18 protein-coding genes are annotated in these 18,519 nt (G+C 67.8%); 9 read left to right on the forward strand and 9 right to left on the reverse strand.

The window, feature by feature from the left end; translation table 11 throughout:
• Nucleotides 1-216 precede the first annotated feature (216 nt).
• From ACIA76_RS20180 to ACIA76_RS20200, 5 genes are all read right to left on the reverse strand, one after another.
• Nucleotides 217-1,377, reverse strand: coding sequence for a permease (locus ACIA76_RS20180; protein ID WP_397153357.1), 1,161 nt, complete (start codon nt 1,375-1,377; stop codon nt 217-219).
• 90 nt (nt 1,378-1,467) lie between these two features.
• Nucleotides 1,468-2,328 carry an LLM class F420-dependent oxidoreductase gene (locus ACIA76_RS20185; protein ID WP_397153358.1) on the reverse strand — a complete coding sequence of 287 codons (861 nt, stop codon included), beginning with the start codon at nt 2,326-2,328 and terminating at the stop codon, nt 1,468-1,470.
• Between the two features lie 154 nt (nt 2,329-2,482).
• On the reverse strand, nt 2,483-4,426 hold the full coding sequence (locus ACIA76_RS20190) for an MFS transporter (protein ID WP_397153359.1): 1,944 nt from the start codon (nt 4,424-4,426) through the stop codon (nt 2,483-2,485).
• Nucleotides 4,427-4,537: 111 nt separating this feature from the next.
• Nucleotides 4,538-4,855: a hypothetical protein gene (locus ACIA76_RS20195; RefSeq protein ID WP_397153360.1), complete on the reverse strand. Its 318-nt coding sequence runs from the start codon at nt 4,853-4,855 to the stop codon at nt 4,538-4,540.
• Between the two features lie 115 nt (nt 4,856-4,970).
• The gene (locus ACIA76_RS20200; protein WP_397153361.1) at nt 4,971-6,269 is read right to left on the reverse strand and encodes an aldehyde dehydrogenase family protein; all 1,299 of its coding nucleotides are present in this window, start codon (nt 6,267-6,269) and stop codon (nt 4,971-4,973) included.
• 218 nt (nt 6,270-6,487) lie between these two features.
• On the opposite strand from ACIA76_RS20200, the gene ACIA76_RS20205 reads away from it, so the two are divergent.
• Together ACIA76_RS20205 and ACIA76_RS20210 are read left to right on the forward strand one after the other, a co-directional pair.
• Nucleotides 6,488-7,537 (forward strand): AraC family transcriptional regulator, encoded by a 1,050-nt coding sequence (locus ACIA76_RS20205; protein WP_397153362.1) that lies wholly within the window; start codon nt 6,488-6,490, stop codon nt 7,535-7,537.
• Nucleotides 7,538-7,604: 67 nt separating this feature from the next.
• Nucleotides 7,605-8,192, forward strand: a complete 588-nt coding sequence (locus tag ACIA76_RS20210; protein WP_397153363.1) for an HdeD family acid-resistance protein — start codon at nt 7,605-7,607, stop codon at nt 8,190-8,192.
• A 49-nt stretch (nt 8,193-8,241) separates the two neighbouring features.
• On the opposite strand, the gene ACIA76_RS20215 is transcribed toward ACIA76_RS20210, so the two are convergent.
• Nucleotides 8,242-8,586 (reverse strand): hypothetical protein, encoded by a 345-nt coding sequence (locus tag ACIA76_RS20215; RefSeq protein WP_397153364.1) that lies wholly within the window; start codon nt 8,584-8,586, stop codon nt 8,242-8,244.
• Between the two features lie 42 nt (nt 8,587-8,628).
• Between ACIA76_RS20215 and ACIA76_RS20220 the strand changes: the two genes are divergently transcribed.
• Nucleotides 8,629-9,051 carry a PPOX class F420-dependent oxidoreductase gene (locus tag ACIA76_RS20220; RefSeq protein ID WP_397153365.1) on the forward strand — a complete coding sequence of 141 codons (423 nt, stop codon included), beginning with the start codon at nt 8,629-8,631 and terminating at the stop codon, nt 9,049-9,051.
• Nucleotides 9,052-9,186: 135 nt separating this feature from the next.
• Nucleotides 9,187-9,453: a GlsB/YeaQ/YmgE family stress response membrane protein gene (locus tag ACIA76_RS20225; RefSeq protein WP_397153366.1), complete on the forward strand. Its 267-nt coding sequence runs from the start codon at nt 9,187-9,189 to the stop codon at nt 9,451-9,453.
• A 46-nt stretch (nt 9,454-9,499) separates the two neighbouring features.
• On the opposite strand, the gene ACIA76_RS20230 is transcribed toward ACIA76_RS20225, so the two are convergent.
• From ACIA76_RS20230 to ACIA76_RS20240, 3 genes are all read right to left on the reverse strand, one after another.
• Entirely contained in the window at nt 9,500-11,008 is a 1,509-nt protein-coding gene (locus ACIA76_RS20230) for an aldehyde dehydrogenase family protein (protein ID WP_397153367.1), read from the reverse strand.
• Nucleotides 11,005-12,636, reverse strand: a complete 1,632-nt coding sequence (locus ACIA76_RS20235) for a GMC family oxidoreductase (protein WP_397153368.1) — start codon at nt 12,634-12,636, stop codon at nt 11,005-11,007. The genes ACIA76_RS20230 and ACIA76_RS20235 overlap by 4 nt, the downstream gene beginning before the upstream one ends.
• Before the next feature lie 108 nt (nt 12,637-12,744).
• Nucleotides 12,745-13,791, reverse strand: a complete 1,047-nt coding sequence (locus ACIA76_RS20240; RefSeq protein WP_397153369.1) for an MCE family protein — start codon at nt 13,789-13,791, stop codon at nt 12,745-12,747.
• Nucleotides 13,792-13,965: 174 nt separating this feature from the next.
• Between ACIA76_RS20240 and ACIA76_RS20245 the strand changes: the two genes are divergently transcribed.
• The 5 genes from ACIA76_RS20245 (at nt 13,966) to murQ (ending at nt 18,508) form a co-directional block, all read left to right on the forward strand.
• Nucleotides 13,966-14,208 (forward strand): hypothetical protein, encoded by a 243-nt coding sequence (locus ACIA76_RS20245; protein ID WP_397153370.1) that lies wholly within the window; start codon nt 13,966-13,968, stop codon nt 14,206-14,208.
• A complete protein-coding gene (locus ACIA76_RS20250; RefSeq protein WP_397153371.1) occupies nt 14,205-15,140 on the forward strand; it encodes an N-acetylglucosamine kinase in 936 nt (311 codons plus the stop codon). The genes ACIA76_RS20245 and ACIA76_RS20250 overlap by 4 nt, the downstream gene beginning before the upstream one ends.
• Nucleotides 15,141-15,203: 63 nt before the next feature.
• Nucleotides 15,204-16,727 (forward strand): sodium:solute symporter, encoded by a 1,524-nt coding sequence (locus ACIA76_RS20255; RefSeq protein WP_397153372.1) that lies wholly within the window; start codon nt 15,204-15,206, stop codon nt 16,725-16,727.
• Between the two features lie 3 nt (nt 16,728-16,730).
• A complete protein-coding gene (locus tag ACIA76_RS20260) occupies nt 16,731-17,591 on the forward strand; it encodes a MurR/RpiR family transcriptional regulator (RefSeq protein WP_397153373.1) in 861 nt (286 codons plus the stop codon).
• A gap of 20 nt (nt 17,592-17,611) precedes the next feature.
• Nucleotides 17,612-18,508: an N-acetylmuramic acid 6-phosphate etherase gene (murQ, locus tag ACIA76_RS20265; protein WP_397153374.1), complete on the forward strand. Its 897-nt coding sequence runs from the start codon at nt 17,612-17,614 to the stop codon at nt 18,506-18,508.
• The last annotated feature ends 11 nt before the right edge of the window (nt 18,509-18,519 follow it).

The raw sequence follows: 18,519 nt of genomic DNA on the forward strand, positions 1-18,519 counted from the left end.
CGCAACCCATTATCCTTGCGCGCCAGCACCTCACGTCCCCTCACCCGGCAACCCTTGCTCAACGGCACCCAGATCTCTTGGCCCAGCAACCCTTACTCGACGGCACCCTGGCCCCTCGGCCCAGCAACCCTTGCTCAACGGCACCCATACCACTTGGCCCAGCAGTCCTTATCTCATGTCCCTCGACCCGGCGCGCCAGCGCCGGGTCGAGGGCGGTCAGTGGTGATCATGCTGGGCATGTGCGGTTTCCGGGGCGTCGTTCATGCTGCGGAGCATCATGATGCCGCCGGTGCGGACGAAGCGGAGGATCAACAGGGCGGCCAGGATCAGGAAGACGATGTTCAGCCAGGTGGTGTAGTTCCAGCGGATGCCCTCGGACATGATCATCGCGTTGCGATGTTCGGGGATGAGACCCGTTGCGCCGAAGAGGATTTCGACCGCGTAGCCGGCGCCGACCATGGCGGCGTAGAAGGTGCCCAGCAGGATCAGCATCATGCGGGTGCCGTAGTACTTGCGGTAGATGTTGAGGATCGGGAGGATCAGCAGGTCGGCGAAGATGAAGGAGGTCACGCCGCCGAAGCTGATGCCGCCGTTCCACAACACGGCCGCCAGCGGGACGTTGCCGATGGAGCAGACGAAGGCCGCGATCGCCACCACCGGACCCACGATCGGCCCCCACACCGCCGACAGCACCGGATGATCGGTCAGAAAGAAGTTCTGCCAGAACGAATTCGGCACCCATGCCCCGATCGCGCCCGCGATGAGCAGGCCGATGATCAGATCGCGCAGGATCGCCGCCCACTCCATGACGAAGACGTGCGAGACCGCGGTGAGCCCGCGCCCGGACAGCAGCCGGCGCAGGAACGACCCCTCCCCCGTCACCGACATATCCATGGCCGCATGGCCTTCCATCGACCCGGCCACCCCCCGATCGGCCTGTTCCCGCGCGGCCCGCACCACCCGCGAGCGCACGAAGAACCGGAACAGCACCGCGATCAACACGATCATGATCGGCCCGCCGACGAATTCCGCCGCGGTGAACTGCCAGCCCATCAGCAACGCCAGAATGATGCCGAGCTCGACGACCAGATTGGTCGAGCCGATCTCGAACGCCATGGCGGCGGTGAAGTTCGCGCCCTTGCGAAACAGCGAACGCGCCAGCGCGACCGCCGCATACGAGCACGACGACGAGGCGGCGCCCAGCACCGCGGCGACGGCCAGCGTTCGCGGCCGGTCATCGCCCATCAGCCGCACGATCGTGGACTTGCGCACCACGGCCTGCACCACGGCCGACAGCGCGAACCCCAGGATCAGGGCCCACAGGATCTCCCAGGTCATCGAGCCGGCCAACGCCAGCGCATGCCCGACCGCATTCATCCCGGCCTCCTCTCCCGACGCGCGCGACACCGTGCCGCACACCCGGAAGCTATACCCCCTATGGGTATGCGGTCAAGGAGGCGCGCGGGGTCAGAGGGCGGTGAGTACGGGTACCAGGGCGGCGGCGCGTTCGGTGAAGGCGATCGGGTCGCCGTCGGGCATCACATCGAACTGGGAGATGCCCAGCGCCGCGTATCGTTCGGCGTCGGCGAGGAAGGCGTCGCGGTCATCGATCGAGCCGAGGTAGACGGCGGTTTTGCGGATGCCGTCGTAATCGCGGCCCTCGTCCTCGCAGTGGCCGCGCAGCACCTCGAGCTTGTGGGTGATGTCCTCGGTGCTGGAAGCGAACAGGTTGCAGGCGTCGGCGTAGCGCGCGACGAGTCTCAAGGTGCGCCGCTCGCCACCGCCGCCGATCAGGATGGGCGGGCGCGGGCGCGTCAGCGGCGCGGGCACGCACAGCGTCTCGGCCAGCTGGTAGTACTCGCCCTTGTACGGCCCGTTGTTATCGCTCCACATCTGCAGGCAGATCTGCAGCGTCTCCTCGAGTCGCTCGAACCGCTCGGCCACCGGTACCACCGGCACACCCAGCCCGAGTTGTTCGCGCTCGTACCACGAGGCGCCGATCCCCAGCGCCGCCCGCCCGCCGGAGAGCACGTCGAGGGTGGTGACGATCTTGGCGAGCAGGCCGGGATGGCGATACATCACGCCGGTCACCAACACCGACAACCGGATTCGCTCGGTCACCCCCGCGACATATCCCAGCGTGGTGTACGCCTCCAGCATCGGCTCGTCGGCCGTGCCCCGGAGCTCCATCTGGAAGAAGTGATCCATGACGGTGAATTCCGCGAATCCGGCCTGTTCGGCGAGGCGCGCGCTCTGCGCCAGCGTCGCCGCGATCCGCGCCGGATCGGCCGGAGTCGAGTAGTTCCAATAGTGCAGACCCAGATCCATAACGTCTCTCCTCAGTCGAGAACGTGGATATCCGACCGGGACACGCCCGTGATCCATCCACCCTAGCCCCGGCTCGCGGAAACTCGAGTGATACTGGCGCACTGGGCTATTCGAATTCCACCCGATGCGCCCGCGCCCACGCATCGAATCCGCGCTAGCGCTGCTCACCGTGCATCACCGGCGCGATCTCGCCGAGAGGAAACGGGTCGCCCGGTGGCTCGGGCTCTCGGCCCGGCGTCATCGCGTCGATCGCGAATTCCGGCGGCCCCGTGAATCTCTGACCGTCGCGGCGGAGCCGGGCGGCATGCTCGCCGTGCCGCTGGACGAATTCATCGAACATCTCGGCGAAGTCGTCGCCGTCAGCGAGATCGGGGTCCCGCACGAGTGTGCCGACGGCGTCGGTGGCGCCCTCGGGTGTCACCCGCACATTCGGATGCCCAGACTGGCTCTCAGTCTGGAATCCGAACCGCGCGAAGGGTTTTCCCGGCTGCGCGCCGATCTCGACAGCGACACCCGGGCGGCCCGCCAGCTGGAACCGCATATCCGCGCCCCGCTGGGTCTGCGGTATCGCCTGCTCACCGTGCAGCTGTGCGCCCCGGTACCACAGCCGCATCGGCACCGGCCGCGCGCTGCCCAGCCGATGCGGCAGCGGCATGCGCACCACCACGCGGGCCAGATTGCCCGACACCATGATGGTCACCCCGAGCGCGGTGGTGAATACGACGACCGTCGTGACGAACATACTTCCGGTGTAGTGATGGATATCGGCCTGCACGCTGCCCACCGGCGCGGAGACCGGGAAGGCGGCCACGATCGGCGGCAGCGTGCTCAGCCCCAGCGCATAACCCACCTGCGCCGCACCGAATTTCGCGGCCGCCGCCGCGCCCGCACCGGTCGGCGGGACCGCCGACATGATCAGCACCGACTGCGCGTTCTGCGCCCACATCAGGCCGAACCCGATCAGCGCCCCCGCGGCCGCGTACAGCCACAGCTCGGTGCGCTCGGCGACGAAGATCAAGATGAGCGAACCGAGTCCGCAGCACATCAGGCCCGAGGCCAGCACCGCGCGCGAAGAGGTGCCGTTCTCCTGCGCCTGCCCGCCCAGCACCGCCCCGAGCAGCATGCCCAGCGACAGCGGGACCACCGCGAGGGCGACCGTCAGGACCGGGCCGTTCACGTAATCGGCGAGCAGCCATGCCGTCTGGCGCAGATAGACCGCCTCGACGAAGGCGAACACCACCCCCGCCAGGCACGCCGCGACGAAGGGCAGCGAATCCAGCAGCGCCACCGGGAAAGCGGGCCGCCCGCGCCGCCGCTCCCAGCGCACGAATACCGAGAACGCCAGCACCGCCAGGGCCATCGTGCCGAAGGCGCCCGGGCTGTTCCAGCGATAGTCGATCGAGCGGCCGATGGCGACCAGCGCGGCCACGAGCGCGACCGCCGCGAAGATCACCCCGCCCACATCGAATCGGCGCGGACCCGCGGGACGGCTGTCCGGAACCGCGAACCAGGCCAGCATCACCAGTGCCAGCGCGATCCATGCCATCGCCAGATATCCGTTACGCCACGGTGTTTCGGTGCTCACGACCTGTAATCCGATGCCACCGGCCATCACCCCGATCGACTGGATGCCCAGCCACACCCCGAACACCCAGGGCAGCTCGTGCCGGAAGTACAGCGCGGGCATCAACGCCAGCGCCGTGCCCACCGCGGCGGCCACACCGACTCCCGTGAGCGCCCGGCCGAGCAGGAATACTCCGGCATCGGGCGCATAGGCGGTGAGCATGCTGCCGATCGCCACCGCCGTTCCGCCGCACAGCAACACTCGCCGCCGCCCGGTCCGATCGCCGAGCATGCCCACGGCCAGGATGCACGCCACCGACGCGAGGGCCCCGATGCCGGCGGCCAGCGCCGCGACACCAGGGCCCATATCGAATTCGTGGCGCGCCGCGGGTAGTGCGATCGAATGCACGGCCGTATCAAGGCCTTGCACACACGACAGCAGTGCGATGGTCACCAGCGCGAGGGTGCGACGCTCCCGCCGGGCACGCACCCCGCCCGGCCAGAACTGCAGCGTCGGCGTTTCGAACGTCGTCACACGAACCCCTTCTGCGAGAAGTCCACCGGTGTTGCGGACATATTGCCCAGCTCGGTGACGAATTCTCCAGAAGCGTCTGCGGCGCGTCGTGAATGATACGAATAGTTTTCGTTATCGAGGCTTCAGACGACCCGCCGCGACGAGGACGCGATACGCCGCGGCCTTGTGCGCGCAGTCGGTGACAGTGCAGTCCAGATGCTGCTGCATGGCCCGATGCGCCTCGGGCACCGCGAGGGGGTGATCGGGTGCGGAATGCGCCACCGCGGACGCCGGTGGAGCCGCCGGAATCAGGGCCTCGGCGCGGATGCGCCGGCGGATCTCGTCCACCGTGCGCCCGTGCGGAATTCGCTGCGGCCGCACGCTCAGCACCACCGCGGCCATCATTCCGACCATGACCATGGTCGCCGCGAAGACCTGCCAGCCGACCATCATTTCACCTCCGCCACGGCCAAATCGAGGGGACGGAAACCGGATTCGGGATAGTTGTCCATGACTGCCTCGTCGATTCGAACTACCTTGATGAACTACCTTCTGACAGCGCCGTTTACGCGTAGGTGAGCGGCACGAGATGGACCGAGACATCGTTGTGTCCGATCCGCGGGGCGAGCAGGCGCCCGGCGAGATAGGCCTCGGCCGCGTCGTCGGTGGTCCACACGCTCGCGCACGGACCGCAGGCCTCGTTCGCCGCGACGGCGGCCTGATCCACGTCGTCGACCCGCACCACCGGCAGGATCGGCCCGAGGGTCTGCTGGGTCAGCACCCGCATGCCCGCCGCGGCCCCGGCGAGCACGGTCGGCGCGAACACATGTCCGGATCCGGCGCCGCCGATCCGCAACGTGGCCCCGTGCGCCACGGCATCGCGCACCTGCTCCTCGAGGTGGCGCACATGTGCGGCCGAGGTCAGTACGTCCACGCCGGAATCATCCGGATCGTCGGCGCCGAACGCGGCGACCTCGGCGACCAGACGTTCGACGAACGCGTCGTAGACGGCGGATTCGACGAAGACGCGTTCGATGCTGTGACAGTTCTGTCCGGATTCGGCCAGACCCCCCAGCGCGATTCCGACGGCCGCGCGATCGAGATCGGCATCGGCCAGCACGATTGCTGATGATTTGCCACCGATTTCGAGCCGGCACGGGATCAGCCGTGCGGCCGCGCGCAGCGCCACCACCTTGCCGGTCTCCGGCGATCCGGTGAAATGCACCGCGTCGACACAGTCCACGACCGCGCGCCCGGCGTCCGGGCCGACCGCGTATTCCAATACGGGCGGCGCACCGACCTGGGTCCATCCGGTGATCACCGCGCGAGTCGTCAAGGGCGTCACCGACGCCGGGCGCACCAGCACCGCCGAACCCGACAGCAGCGCGGGCACCGCGTCGAACAGCATGGTCGCCAGCGGATAGGTCCACCCGGCGAGCACGCCGACCACCGCGCACGGGCGATGCGCGATCGTCAGCCGCAGGGCGACATTCGGTACATGCAGCGGCCGCGGCCGATGCGTGCCGAGGAATTCGGCGCCATGGGTGCGATGGAAATCGATGGCATCGATGCCCAGCCGGAATTCCCGCAGGGCCGCCGAGACCGACTTTCCGGTTTCATCGGCGAGCAGTTCCACCAGGGTGTCGCGGTTGTCCAGCAGCCAATCCCGCAGGCGGGTCATCCAGTGCACCCGCCCCACGACACCCAGTGACCGCCACTGCCATTGGTCCCGGCGCAACCCCGCCACCAGGGCATCCACCCCGTCGACGGTATGGGTCGGCACGGTGCCCAGTAGCCGCCCGTCGACGGGCGCGGTCACGGTGATCCAATCGGTACTGGTGGAATTCGTACGAGCAGACAGCATTCGGGGGCTCACTCCGGTGCGTCGACAATGAGGAAGCCACACCGCGATCGCGCAGCACCCGGGCCAAGTGGACTAATGCCCGGATCGAAAGGGCGCGCCGATCGCGATGCGGCATGAGAGAAACCGTATGGCTAACGTGCCCGCTCAACCAGCACGCATTGGGCCACAAATCGGCGAATATGGGACGCGCGAGCGGCGGATTCTGCGACGATTTTCCCGTGGATGATGACAGGGCAACGGATGAGCCACTCCGACTCCGCTCGACCACCGGCGTGGCCTTGCTGGCCGAGTTCGGACAGAGCCGGGGCATGTCGGTGCCGGACATCCTGCGCGGTACCGGAATCCAGGACGGCCAACTGGACGACCCGACCTCGGAGATCACCATCGGGCAGGAGATCACCCTGACCCGCAACGTGGTCCAGGGTGTCGACGATGAGCCCGGCCTCGGGCTGATGGCCGGATTGATGTGTCACGCACCGAATTTCGGCGTGCTGGGCTTCGCCATCATGAGCTGCGCGACCCTGCGCCAGGCGTGCGAGGTCGGCTTGCGGTACGCCGATCTGTCCTCCACGCTCGGGCGGCACTGGATGGAGGACCACGGCGACGAGGTCTGGATCCTGCGCGAGGACAGCTTCATCCCGGAGGATCTGCGCCGCTTCGTCCTCGAGCGCGATGTCGCCGCGGTGTCGACGATTCAGCAGGATCTGCTGCCGATGCGCGTGCCGACCACGCGGGTGGAGCTGGCCATGCCCGCACATCCGGTGTACGAGATGTTCGGCACGCTGCTCGGCGTCGACACTCTCGTCTTCGGCGCCGAACGGACCTATATGGTGTGGCAGGCCGGCACGCTGGATATGCCACTGCCACAGGCGAATCTGGCCACCCAGCGCTACTACGAACAGCAATGCGCGGATCTGATCCAGCGCCGGCGCGGCCGCGCGGGCATCAGCGGGCGGGTGCGCCAGTTGCTCATCCGCCGTGGCGGATTGGCCGATCAGTCGCATATAGCCTCCGATCTGGATGTCAGCGTGCGCACCCTGCGCCGCCGGCTCGCCCAGGAGGGCACCACATTTCGCGAACTCAGCACCGAAACGGTCGGCATGCTGGCCGAGGAGCTGCTGGTGGCAGGGCTGACCGTCGAACAGGTCGCCGACCGCCTCGGCTACTCCAGCGTCTCGGCCTTCGCCTCCGCCTTCCGCTCCTGGAAGGGTCAGTCGCCCGGACAGTTCGCGCGGGCCAACCGCGGGCGGGTCACGGTACGGGTGTAAGGGGTCGTGACACGGTCGAGACGCGCAGTTGAGCCGCTGGCTGCCCGCATCGTCCTATTCTTCGACCATGACAACCAGCAATAGTGTTTACGAGGGTCCGCTGCATCAGCTGGCACGTAGCGCGTGGCAATCGTTGCTGGTCATCGGCATCCTGTCGGTGATCGTCGGCATCCTGGTGCTCACCTGGCCCGGACCGACACTGGTCGTGGCGGGCATTCTGTTCGGGATCTATCTGCTGGTCTCGGGCATCCTGCAATTGGTCGCGGCGTTCGGGCCGCATGTGAGCACGGGCTGGCGGGTATTGACCCTCATCAGCGGTGTGCTGTCGTTCATTCTGGCGTTCTTCTGCCTGCGCAGCATCGGCGATGCGGTCGTGCTGCTGGCGCTGTGGATCGGAATCAGCTGGATGTTCCGTGGTATCGCCGCCCTGATCGCCGGGGCCGAGGCCCCGCCCGGTATACCGGGTAAGGGGTGGTCGATCTTCTTCGGCATCGTGCTGGTCCTCGGCGGCATCGCCCTCACGGTGTGGCCGATCCACTCCATCGCGGCGCTGACACTCACGGTCGGCTGGTGGTTGATCTTCATGGGCATCATGGACGTCGTGTACGCCTTCGGCGTCCGCTCGGCCGCGAAGAACTCACCCGGTACGCTCTGAGCTCCCCCGCCCGGGGCCCCAGGTGAATTCACCTGGGGCACCGGCATTTTCAGGGACGGTTGGCGCGCTCGGCCTTGACGGCCCAGCCGCAGACACCCAGGCCTACCGCCCCGATGATCCAGGACGTCCACAGCGGCGCGCCATAGCGGATGAGGACGCCCGACACCCCGAACGAGTGCCGCCACAGCGCCTCGGTCAGGACCGAGCCGAAGCCCTGGACCAGCAGGACGAGCCCCACGGTCCACAACACGGTCTGTTCCTGTTTGCTGTTGCCCGCCACGGCCGACCTGCCTTCCAATTCCGTTCCGTCGAAACAATTCTGGAAGATCGCCGCCGCCGCGGGCATCCCCCATGCGGGCGTCTTCGCCGTCATCCTTTCCGGTACGGCCCTCATGCTGCGGGATGATCGGGGGTCATCCGCGGGTTGAGGACATTCATGAGACTGAACGATGATGCCCGCGCGCTCATCGGCGCCGGGGCCGACGCCACTCTGGTGACCCTCAATCCCGACGGAAGCCCGCAGGTCAGTGTGGTCTGGGTGGCGCTGCGGTCGACGCCGGACGGGGACGAATTGGTCGCGGCGCACCGGAGCGAGCACCGCAAGGTCCGCAACGTCCGCCGCGACGGCCGGGTGGGGCTGACGATCCTGGGCCCCGCGGTCAGCGGGGCGCTGCGTCCCTATCTGACCGTCACCGGCACCGCCCGCATCGCCGAGGGCGGCGCGCCCGAACTGCTGCGCGAGCTGGCCCAGGCCATGCTGGGCCCCGACTCGCACTTCCCGCCGGCCGACACCCCGCCCGGCTATCTCACTCGCGTGCGGATCGAGAAGGTCGGCGGCATCGGCCCCTGGGCGTCCTGAGAAGTGCTGCGCCACGCCCGAATACGCGATACTCGGCGTGGCGTATCACAGTGCGGCCACGAACATATCGCTACGTCCGGGATGTACTGCTACCTTCGGTATGCCCGTATCACCCTGCCGCAAGGAGCGAATGTCATGGGCAGCATCATCGTGATGATCATCATCGGACTGGTCGCCGGAGCCATCGCGCGACTGATCGTTCCCGGCAAGGAGAACTTCGGCATCCTCTGGACCATCGTGCTCGGCATCGTCGGCGGCTATGTCGGCGGGACGCTGGGCAGTCTGGTCTTCGCTCCGCACAAGTTCGACGTCCGGCCGCCGGTCAGTCATTCGGTGCTGGGGGCGATCGTCGGGGCGGTCGTTCTGCTGATCATCTACAAGTTCGTTCGTGCCAGAGCCTGAGAGTTCGCCCTGGCCGGGTCCACCCGGCCAGGGCATCGGGTAACTCTCAATCCACCTGCCGCTTCCCATGCAGAAGCGTCATGGTCTTGGCGAGCAGCGCGTCGGTCTTGGCGGTCCGGTCGAAGGTCGTCACGGCCATCAGCGGCGCGAAACGCTGGCGGGCGACGGCGTGCGCGTAGGTGAATTCGCGCAGGCCGTCAGGGCCGTGGATGCGGCCGAAGCCGGAATCCCCGACACCACCGAACGGTAGCGACGGGATCTGCGGGATGGTGAAAACCCCGTTCACGCTGACCATTCCGGCGTGCAGGCGCTCGGCCAGCTCCCGCCCGCGGGCCTTGGAATACACCACCGCCGCCAGCCCGTAGCGGCTCGCATTGGCGCGCTCGATCGCGACGTCCATATCGTCGACCGACGCGACGGTCAGGGTGGGGCCGAAGGTCTCCTCGGTCACGGCCAGCGCATCCTCGGGCACATCCACCAGCACGGTCGGCTGCACCAGCTGCCCGTTGATCTCGCTCACCCCGCCGGTGAGCACGCGCCCGCCGCGCACGATCGCATCCTCGAGGTGGCGGCGGATCACAGCCACCTGCCGCGGCATGGTGATGGGGCCGATCTTGGCCTCGGCGTCGATCCCGGCCCGCACCGACCGCGCCCGCGCTACCAGCCGGTCCACGAACGGCTCGTAGATCGATCGATGCACATAGACCCGTTCCGTCGCGATGCAGGACTGACCGGCATTGGCCATGCCGGCCCACAGCGCCGCCTCCACGGCCGCGTCCAGATCCGCATCGGCGTCGACGATCAGCACATCCTTACCGCCGCATTCGGCCACCATCGGGGTGAGCGATTCCGCGCACACCGCCATGACCTTCTTCGCGGTCGCGGTCGATCCGGTGAACGCGATCTTGTCCACCCCGGCCCGGCACAAAGCCTCGCCGGTGCTCGCATCGCCGGTGAGCAGTTGCAGCACAGGATGTTCCGGCACCACCTCGCCGAACATCCGTACCAGCCAGGCGCCGACGCCCGGGCTGAACTCACTCGGCTTGAACACCACCGCATTTCCGGCCGCCAGCGCGTAGATGATGGAGCCGAGCGGGGTGAACACCGGATAGTTCCACGGCCCGATCACCCCGATGACGCCCAGCGGCTTGTATTCCACCGACGCGGCCTGGTTGAAGGTCAACAGTCCGACACGAGACCTCTTGCGCCCCAGGATCTTCGAGGCGTTACGTCCGGCCCATTTCAGATGGTCCAGCGTCAGCGCGGATTCGAGCATCGCGTCGGAATACGGCTTACCGGTCTCGTCATGGATGATCGAACTCAATTGCCCCATGCGCCGCGCGATCACGCCCGCGAAGCGCGAGAGCCGTTCGGCGCGTGCGCGATAGCCGAGTCCGGACCACCAGACAAAGGCGGCGCGGGCGCGCACGACCGCGGCGGCCACCTCGTCACGGGAGTGCACGGGATAGGTTCCGACCAGATCACCGGTGCCCGGATTGCGGACCTCGAAGACGGGTTGTGTGCCAACAGTGGGTAGTTCGCCCGTTGCGGTCATCGACTGCTCTCCTTCACGACGGGAACGGCCGCGGTGGCGACGCTGCGACCACGGATGAGATCGGCGACCTTCTCGCCGATCATCACGACAGGGGCATTGGTGTTGCCGCGCACGATGCGCGGCATGATCGAGGCGTCCACCACGCGCAGGCCGTCGACCCCGCGCACGCGCAATTCCGCGTCCACCACCGACATCTCGCCCGAGCCCATGGCGCAGGTGCCGACGGGATGGAACAGCGTCTGGGTCCAGCGTTCGACGTGGGCGCGCAGCCCGTCCTCGTCGAGGGTGTCGCCCGATGCCGGAAGATAGGACCGCACAAGGTATTTCGACAGCGGCGGCCGATGGGAGATATCCATCGCCAATCGCATCCCGACCAGCAGGGCGTCCAGATCGCGCGGATCGGACAGATAGGCCGGATCGATCTCCGGCTTCCACAGCGGATCGGCCGACCGCAACCGTAACCGTCCCCGGCTGTGCACCTCGACCAGCGTGGGCCCCGCGGTGAACATCGGGCCCAGGCTCTCATGGAGTCCGTTGTCGTAGAAGGCCGTCGGGGCCACGTGGAACTGCATATCCGGCGCGGTCAGATCCGCGCGGGTGCGGGTGAATCCGCCGCCCTCGCCGATATTCGAGGCGAGCGGTCCCCGGCCCAGTGCCTGCCACTGCGCCAGCCGCAGCGGGTTCTCGAACTGCGCCAGATCCGAGGAGTCGCGGGTATGCCACAGCATCGGCGTGGCCGGATGATCGTGCAGATTCTCGCCGACACCGGGCAGGTCGGCGACGATGTCGATGCCGTGCTCGCGCAGGTGCGCGGCGGGCCCGACCCCCGAAAGCATCAGCAGCTGCGGCGAATTGATCGTCCCGCCGCACAACAGCACCTCGGCGTCGGCGAACACCGTATGTTCCCGCGAGTCGCGCAGATAGTCGACGCCGATCGCGCGGGCGCCCTCGAAGCGCACCCGGGTGGCGTGCGCGCCGGTGCGCACGGTCAGATTGGGCCTCGACAGGACCGGTCGCAGGTAGCCGTCCGCGGTCGACCAGCGCCGGCCGTGTCGATGGGTCACCTGATAGGGGCCGACGCCGTCCTGCTCGGCGGCGTTGAAATCGGCGCTGCGCGGCAGCCCGGCGGCGACCGCGGCCTCGACCCATGCCTCGGTGAGTTCATGTGTGTAGCGCGGGTTTTCGACGTGCAGCGGGCCGTCGGTGCCGTGATACGGCGAGCGCAGACCGGTATTGGTCTCCGATTTCACGAAATACGGCAGTACATCCTCATAGCTCCAGCCGACCGCGCCGAAATCGCGGCGCCAGCCGTCGTAGTCGGCGCGGTTGCCGCGGATGTAGATCATGGCGTTCATCGAGGAGCAGCCGCCGAGCGCCTTCATCCGCGGCCAGTACGCGCGCTGCCCGCCCAGCTGTTTCTGGGGCGTGGTCTCGTAACACCAATCCCATTGCGTGCGAATCAATGTGGCCCAGGCCGCGGGGATGTGGATCTGCTCGGCCTCATCGGCCGGACCGGCCTCGAGCAGCGCGACGGTGACCGCCGGATCCTCGGTGAGCCGATGGGCGAGGACGCAGCCCGCGCTGCCCGCACCCACGATGACGTAGTCGAACGATTCCCGGTCGGCCATAACGACCTCCAATGCAGGACCGGTGCAGCGATACCTCACTCATTGTCACGCGCTGACCGGGGTGGTTCGTTCGATTCGCCAGATACCCAGGGCCGGAAGATCTTCCGATCAGGGACGGCAGACCGCGGAATGCGAGTCGCCGCCGATGCGCGGGACCAGACCGCGAGGCAGCAGCACGCCGTAGAGGGAGACGTCGAGACTGCAGACGTAGGAGGAGTTGTAGGCGCCCTCCTGATTGTTGCGGCCGATATCGGCGAGGATCGCCGGCAGATCGACCGCGGCCCGGTCGAGTCGCTCACCGTTGGCGATGAACAGGGTCAGCGCGTCGTGCACCGAGGCCTGCGCACCGGCGAGCAGCGGATGGACGCGGTTCGTCATGCGCAGCAGGCTGTCGGTATCGCCGGCGAGCCGAGTCGTCGACGACAGCAGCGACTGGCCCTGTTCGTACAGCCCGGCGATCAGGGCGCGGGTCTGGACCACCAGCGTCTCCAGCTCCGCACCGCGCGCGGCCAGGCCGCTCATGGTGCCGCTCAGATTCGTGATGACCTCGGCGAGGATCGCGTCGCGGCGATGGAAATCCACCGCGAGATCGGCGGCCTGGGTGATGAAGGACGCCAACGACACCCGATCGCCCTGCAGCGCCTGCACCAGGGTGCTCGTGAGGCTGTTCACCTGCTCGGGCGACAGCACCTCGAACAGCGGCTGGAATCCGCCCAGCAGACCCGACAGGTCGAACGACGGTTCGGTCCGCTCCAGCGGGATGACCCCGCCCGGCCGCAACGGGCGGGCATCACCCGTGACCCCCGCCGCCAGCGCCACATACCGCTGGCCGATCAGATTCTGATAGCGCACCAGCGCCTTGGTGTCGGAGTACAGCGTCTGGGCGCGCTGCACAACAAAGGACACCTTCGCGACGTATTTGTCCGAGTGGGGATCTCGGGTCAGTGCGATATCGGTCACTTTGCCGACCCGCACCCCGGCCATGCGGACATCGTCGTCGACCCGCAGCCCGAGCACATCGGAGAATGTCGCGGAGTAGGCCTCGGTCGGCCCGGTCACGGTGCGCGCCAACGTATTCCAGACCGTGGTCGTGGTCAGCAGCGCGACCGTCGCGAACACACCGAACACCAGCGCAGGCAGAACCAGGCGACGCATCAGAGCGGACCCTCCTCGACCCTCGCGCGAATACGATTCACAGGCAATCGGGTAGCTATCGGAGCGCACTGTAGCGGCCGACCACCCGTCCGCGACCGCCCGCCACGCCGAGCCCCCGGAATCAGGGGCGGCGAATTGGTTCACATCGGAAGTATCGGAAGCCATAGTCGAGGCATGCTCCGCCCGTGCGAGACCAGCCCCGCCCGCTTCCCCGGCCACCCGTTCCCGATCGCCTCGTTCAGCCATGTCGCAGCAATCGCACTCGACAGTGTGTCGGCCGACCGATATGCGGGCCGGAACTCGAGTATCCTGCGTGCCGTGTTGATCGCGTTATGGGCGTGGGTCGCCCGGCACTGGGTGGGCTATCGACCGGCGACCGTGACCGGTGGCTCGGATGCGACGGCGGTGCGGTCATGAACCTCCCGATCCTGGCCGTGGATCTCGGCAAGTCGAACTGCCGCAGCTCACTACGCGTCGACGAGCGCGAGGTGCGCACCACCCGCAGCGCCGGCTCGCGCGGGCTCGCCGATATCGACGGCGGCCCCGCGGCCTATCGCGCAATCCTGCGCATCATCGACGAAACCCCCGATCCGGAACCTCCTTTCGCGGTATCCATCGGCGCGGCCGGGGCCTGGTCGGCCCCGAACGCCGCCGCCGAACTCGCCGACCGGCTGGCCGAACTGGATACCGTGGCCTCGGTGGCCGTCACCTCCGACGCGGTGACCGCGCACGTCGGCGCGCTGGGCGGGAATCCGGGTGTGGTCCTGACCGTGGGAACCGGCGTGGTCGCGACGGCCGTCGACGGCGGCGGCGAGCTGGTCCGGATCGACGGCTGGGGGCCGTTGCTCGGCGACGAGGGCGGCGGCGCGTGGATCGGGCTGGCGGGCCTGCGCGCGGCGCTGCGCTCCTTCGACGGGCGCGGACCGGATACCGCATTGGCGGCCGAGGCCATCGAGGAGTACGGCATTCCGCTCTCCGACCTGCCCTACTACCTGGGCCGGCACGATAATCCCCCGCTGCTGACCGCCCGCTTCGCCCCGGTCGTCGCGGCCGCCGCCGACACCGATCCCATCGCGGCCGCGATCATGGCGGGGGCCGCCCGCGCCCTGGCCGCCACGGTCCTGACGGCCGCCGACCGTTCCGGGCTGCGGCAACCGGTTCCCTATGCGATTATCGGCGGACTGATCAATCTCGGTGCGCCACTGCTGGATCCCCTGGACGCGGCCCTCACGCATCGGGTCGAGCGACGCGCCCCGCTCGGCGCCTCGATCGACGGAGCCGCCCTGCTGGCCGTCGACACCACGACGGCCGTGGAGAAATTGGTGATTCGCCGTGCTGACAATTATTGACAGAAGTGACATGTCAATTGAGAATTGCGTACTAACCGCACACCCTAACCCAGGGGAGGCACGATGAACGCACTCAATCTCGCGGTCATCGTCGTGTACCTGGTCGGGGTCGGCTGGGTGGGCCTGCGCCGCTCCGGGCGGCAGCGCTCGAGCGGGGACTACTTCGTCGGCGACGGCAAGATGCCCTGGTGGGCGGTGTGTTTCTCGGTCGTGGCCACCGAGACCAGCGTGCTCACCGTCATCTCCATCCCCGGCGGCGCCTATACCGATCAGGCCTTCGGCAACGTCGAACTGGCGATGGGCTACATCATCGGCCGCACGGTGGTGGCCTTCGTGTTGATCCCGCTGTACAAGCGCGGCGGATTCGTCAGCGCCTATCAATACCTCTTGCAGCGGTTCGGGCGCTATCTGCAGGGCGTGGCCTCGCTGACCTTCGTCGTCACCCGGCTGCTCGCCGAGGGTGTGCGGCTGTTCGCCTCCGCGATCCCGCTGCAGTTGCTGCTGGACGAATTCGGCATCCATCTCGGCTACAACATCATCATCGTGGCGCTGACCGTGGTCACGGTGATCTACACCTATCTCGGCGGCATCAAGGCGGTCATCTGGACCGACGCGCTGCAGATGAGCCTGTATCTGATCGGTGCGCTGATCGCGATCGGGGTGCTCACCGGTCATGTGGGTGCCGACGGCTGGTCGAAGGCGTTCCACGCCGGGAAGTTTCACCTCTTCGATACCGATTTCGATCTCGCGCACGTGCTCACGAGCAGCTTCGCCCTGCCGACGGCGATCATCGGCGGCGCGCTGTTCTCGATGGCCTCGCACGGCTCGGATCAGTTGATCGTGCAACGCATCCTGGCCACCCGCTCGCTGCGCGACAGCCGCCGCGCGATGATCGGCTCGGGCATCTTCGTCGCGGTGCAGTTCGCCGCCTTCTCCCTGGTCGGCGCGCTGCTGTGGGCCTACAACGAGGGCCGCACCCCCAAACAGCTCGGCCTGTCCACCTCCGACAACCTGTATCCGAACTTCATCCTGCACGGGCTGCCGGTGGTGATCTCCGGACTGCTGGTCGCCGGAATCCTCGGCGCCGCCATGGGTTCGCTGTCGGCGGCGCTGAATTCGATGGCCAATTCCACCGTGGCCGATATCGTGCGCAGCTTCGCCACGCGCGAGCTGCCGGATGCGACGATGTTGCGGCTGGCCCGGATCATGACGCTGGTGTGGGCGGTGCTGATGGCCCTGTTCGCGATGGGCTTCAGCGCCACCACCGGCAACGTCTACCTGACCGCGCTGGCCATCGCCGGATACACCTACGGCGCCCTGCTGGGCGCCTTCCTGCTCGGGCGAATCGTCAAGCGTGCCAACCAATTCGACGCGATCGTGGCATTCGTCGCGACCGTACTGGTGATGACGTTCGTGGTGCGCGTGGTCAAGATCGATGTGACCGTCGCGGGCACCGTCACCCAGAAGGGAATTGCCGCACAGTGGCTGGTGCCGATAGGGGTGCTGGTGACATTAGCAGTGGGCGGTCTGACGAGCCGATCGCATCCCGCCCCAACGGCCGCTGAACCGGTCAAGGCAGACTGGTGAACCATGGCCGAGGATGACGATGTCCGCACTCGCCTGGTGACGGCGATGCCGAGGCTCACGCCGACCGGATTACGCGTTGCCCGCGTGATTCTGGACGATCCGCCCGGCGCCGCGCAGCTGACCGTGAATCAGCTCGCCGAGCGCGCCGACACCAGTACCTCCGCGGTGGTGCGATTGGCCAAGACCCTGGGCTACGACGGCTATCCGCAGCTGCGGCTGGCGCTGGCCGCGGTCGGCGGCGAATCCGGCACCACGCCGGTATTCGCCACCGATATCGTCGCCGACGATCCGCTGGGCAAGGTGATACACAAGCTCACCGCCTTCGAAACCGAGGGCATGGTCGCGACGGCCGATCTGGCCGATCCGGCCACGCTGACCGCGGTGGTCGACGCGCTGGTCCACGCGCGGCGCGTCCAGTTGCTCGGCATCGGCGCGTCCGGGCTGGTGGCCACGGATCTGGAGCAGAAGCTCACCCGCATCGGAAGGTGGTGTCGCGCCAGCACGTCCGAGGACGACGCGCTCGTGCAGACCAGCCTGCTGGACGCCGGGGACGTGGTGATCGCGTTCTCGCATTCGGGCGAGACCGCCGCGATCGTGGAGGCGATGCGCCGCGTCGGAACCCGGGCGACGACCGTCGCGGTCACCTCGAGCCCGCAGTCACGGCTGTCCCGCGCGGCCACCCACACGATCCTGGTCGCCGGGCGCGAGGACGGATTCCGTTCCGCGGCGATGGCGAGCCGGATGAGTCAGCTGCTGGTGGTCGATGCGCTGTACATCGGTGTGCTGCAACGAACTCCGTCGGCGGCGCTAGCGCTGCGCCGCACCCACGATGCCGTGGCCGATCGCCGGAGCAGAGAACCGTAGTCGACCCTCAGGAGGCGTAGTTGTTCGAGTTCGGTGCCCTCACCACCGAGGCGGTCGATCCGTCGACCGTAGACCTGGACACCATGCCGGTCGAGCAGTTGCTGCGCACGATGAACGCCGCCGACACGTCGGTGGCTCCCGCTGTGGCACAGGCGATTCCGCAGATCGCGCGGGCCGTCGAGCGGATCGTCGCGGCCCGGTGCGTCAGCGGGCGGATGTTGTACGTCGGCGCCGGGACCAGCGGGCGGATCGGGGTGCTCGATGCCTCGGAATGCCCGCCCACCTTCGGCGTGGATCCCCGCGAGGTGGTCGGCATCATCGCCGGCGGGCCGACCGCGATCACCCGATCGGTGGAGGGCGCCGAGGACGATATCGACCGCGCGGCAGTCGATCTCGCGGCGGTCGATCTGGATGCGAACGATGTCGTGATCGCACTCGCCGCCAGCGGGCGCACCCCGTATGCGATCGGGGCGCTGGACTACGCCCGTTCGGTCGGCGGGGGCACGGTCTCGGTGTCCTGCAACCGCGGCGCCGAAATGAGCGGGCATGCCGAGATCGCCATCGAAATCGACACGGGCCCAGAGGTTCTCACCGGATCGACCCGATTGAAGGCGGGCACCGCGCAGAAGTTGGTGTGCAATATGATCTCGACCGCGGTCATGGTGCGTTCGGGCAAGGTGTACGGCAATCTGATGGTCGATCTGAATCCGTCGAATACCAAGCTGCGCGATCGCGCCCGGCGCATCGTCTCCGAGGCCACCGGCGTGGACACCGCGGCTGCCGCGGCATTGCTGGATGCGGCCGGGGGACATTCCAAGACCGCCATCGTCATGCAGCTGACCGGGGTCGACGCCGATCAGGCCCGCCGATTGCTGCGCGACGCGCACGGCTTCGTCCGGACCGCCGTTCGGGACTAGGCCACTTTCCG

This window comes from Nocardia sp. NPDC051570, assembly GCF_044454005.1.
Classification (GTDB): domain Bacteria; phylum Actinomycetota; class Actinomycetes; order Mycobacteriales; family Mycobacteriaceae; genus Nocardia.

What these genes read in the sequence shown, in the direction of transcription:
- ACIA76_RS20180 (WP_397153357.1), bottom strand. Translation starts at nt 1,377, where the DNA reads ATGAATGCGGTCGGGCATGCGCTGGCGTTGGCCGGCTCGATGACCTGG.
- ACIA76_RS20185 (WP_397153358.1), bottom strand. Translation starts at nt 2,328, where the DNA reads ATGGATCTGGGTCTGCACTATTGGAACTACTCGACTCCGGCCGATCCG.
- ACIA76_RS20195 (WP_397153360.1), bottom strand. Translation starts at nt 4,855, where the DNA reads ATGGTCGGCTGGCAGGTCTTCGCGGCGACCATGGTCATGGTCGGAATG.
- ACIA76_RS20200 (WP_397153361.1), bottom strand. Translation starts at nt 6,269, where the DNA reads ATGCTGTCTGCTCGTACGAATTCCACCAGTACCGATTGGATCACCGTG.
- ACIA76_RS20210 (WP_397153363.1), top strand. Translation starts at nt 7,605, where the DNA reads ATGACAACCAGCAATAGTGTTTACGAGGGTCCGCTGCATCAGCTGGCA.
- ACIA76_RS20215 (WP_397153364.1), bottom strand. Translation starts at nt 8,586, where the DNA reads ATGAGGGCCGTACCGGAAAGGATGACGGCGAAGACGCCCGCATGGGGG.
- ACIA76_RS20220 (WP_397153365.1), top strand. Translation starts at nt 8,629, where the DNA reads ATGAGACTGAACGATGATGCCCGCGCGCTCATCGGCGCCGGGGCCGAC.
- ACIA76_RS20225 (WP_397153366.1), top strand. Translation starts at nt 9,187, where the DNA reads ATGGGCAGCATCATCGTGATGATCATCATCGGACTGGTCGCCGGAGCC.
- ACIA76_RS20230 (WP_397153367.1), bottom strand. Translation starts at nt 11,008, where the DNA reads ATGACCGCAACGGGCGAACTACCCACTGTTGGCACACAACCCGTCTTC.
- ACIA76_RS20235 (WP_397153368.1), bottom strand. Translation starts at nt 12,636, where the DNA reads ATGGCCGACCGGGAATCGTTCGACTACGTCATCGTGGGTGCGGGCAGC.
- ACIA76_RS20240 (WP_397153369.1), bottom strand. Translation starts at nt 13,791, where the DNA reads ATGCGTCGCCTGGTTCTGCCTGCGCTGGTGTTCGGTGTGTTCGCGACG.
- ACIA76_RS20245 (WP_397153370.1), top strand. Translation starts at nt 13,966, where the DNA reads ATGCTCCGCCCGTGCGAGACCAGCCCCGCCCGCTTCCCCGGCCACCCG.
- ACIA76_RS20250 (WP_397153371.1), top strand. Translation starts at nt 14,205, where the DNA reads ATGAACCTCCCGATCCTGGCCGTGGATCTCGGCAAGTCGAACTGCCGC.
- ACIA76_RS20255 (WP_397153372.1), top strand. Translation starts at nt 15,204, where the DNA reads ATGAACGCACTCAATCTCGCGGTCATCGTCGTGTACCTGGTCGGGGTC.
- ACIA76_RS20260 (WP_397153373.1), top strand. Translation starts at nt 16,731, where the DNA reads ATGGCCGAGGATGACGATGTCCGCACTCGCCTGGTGACGGCGATGCCG.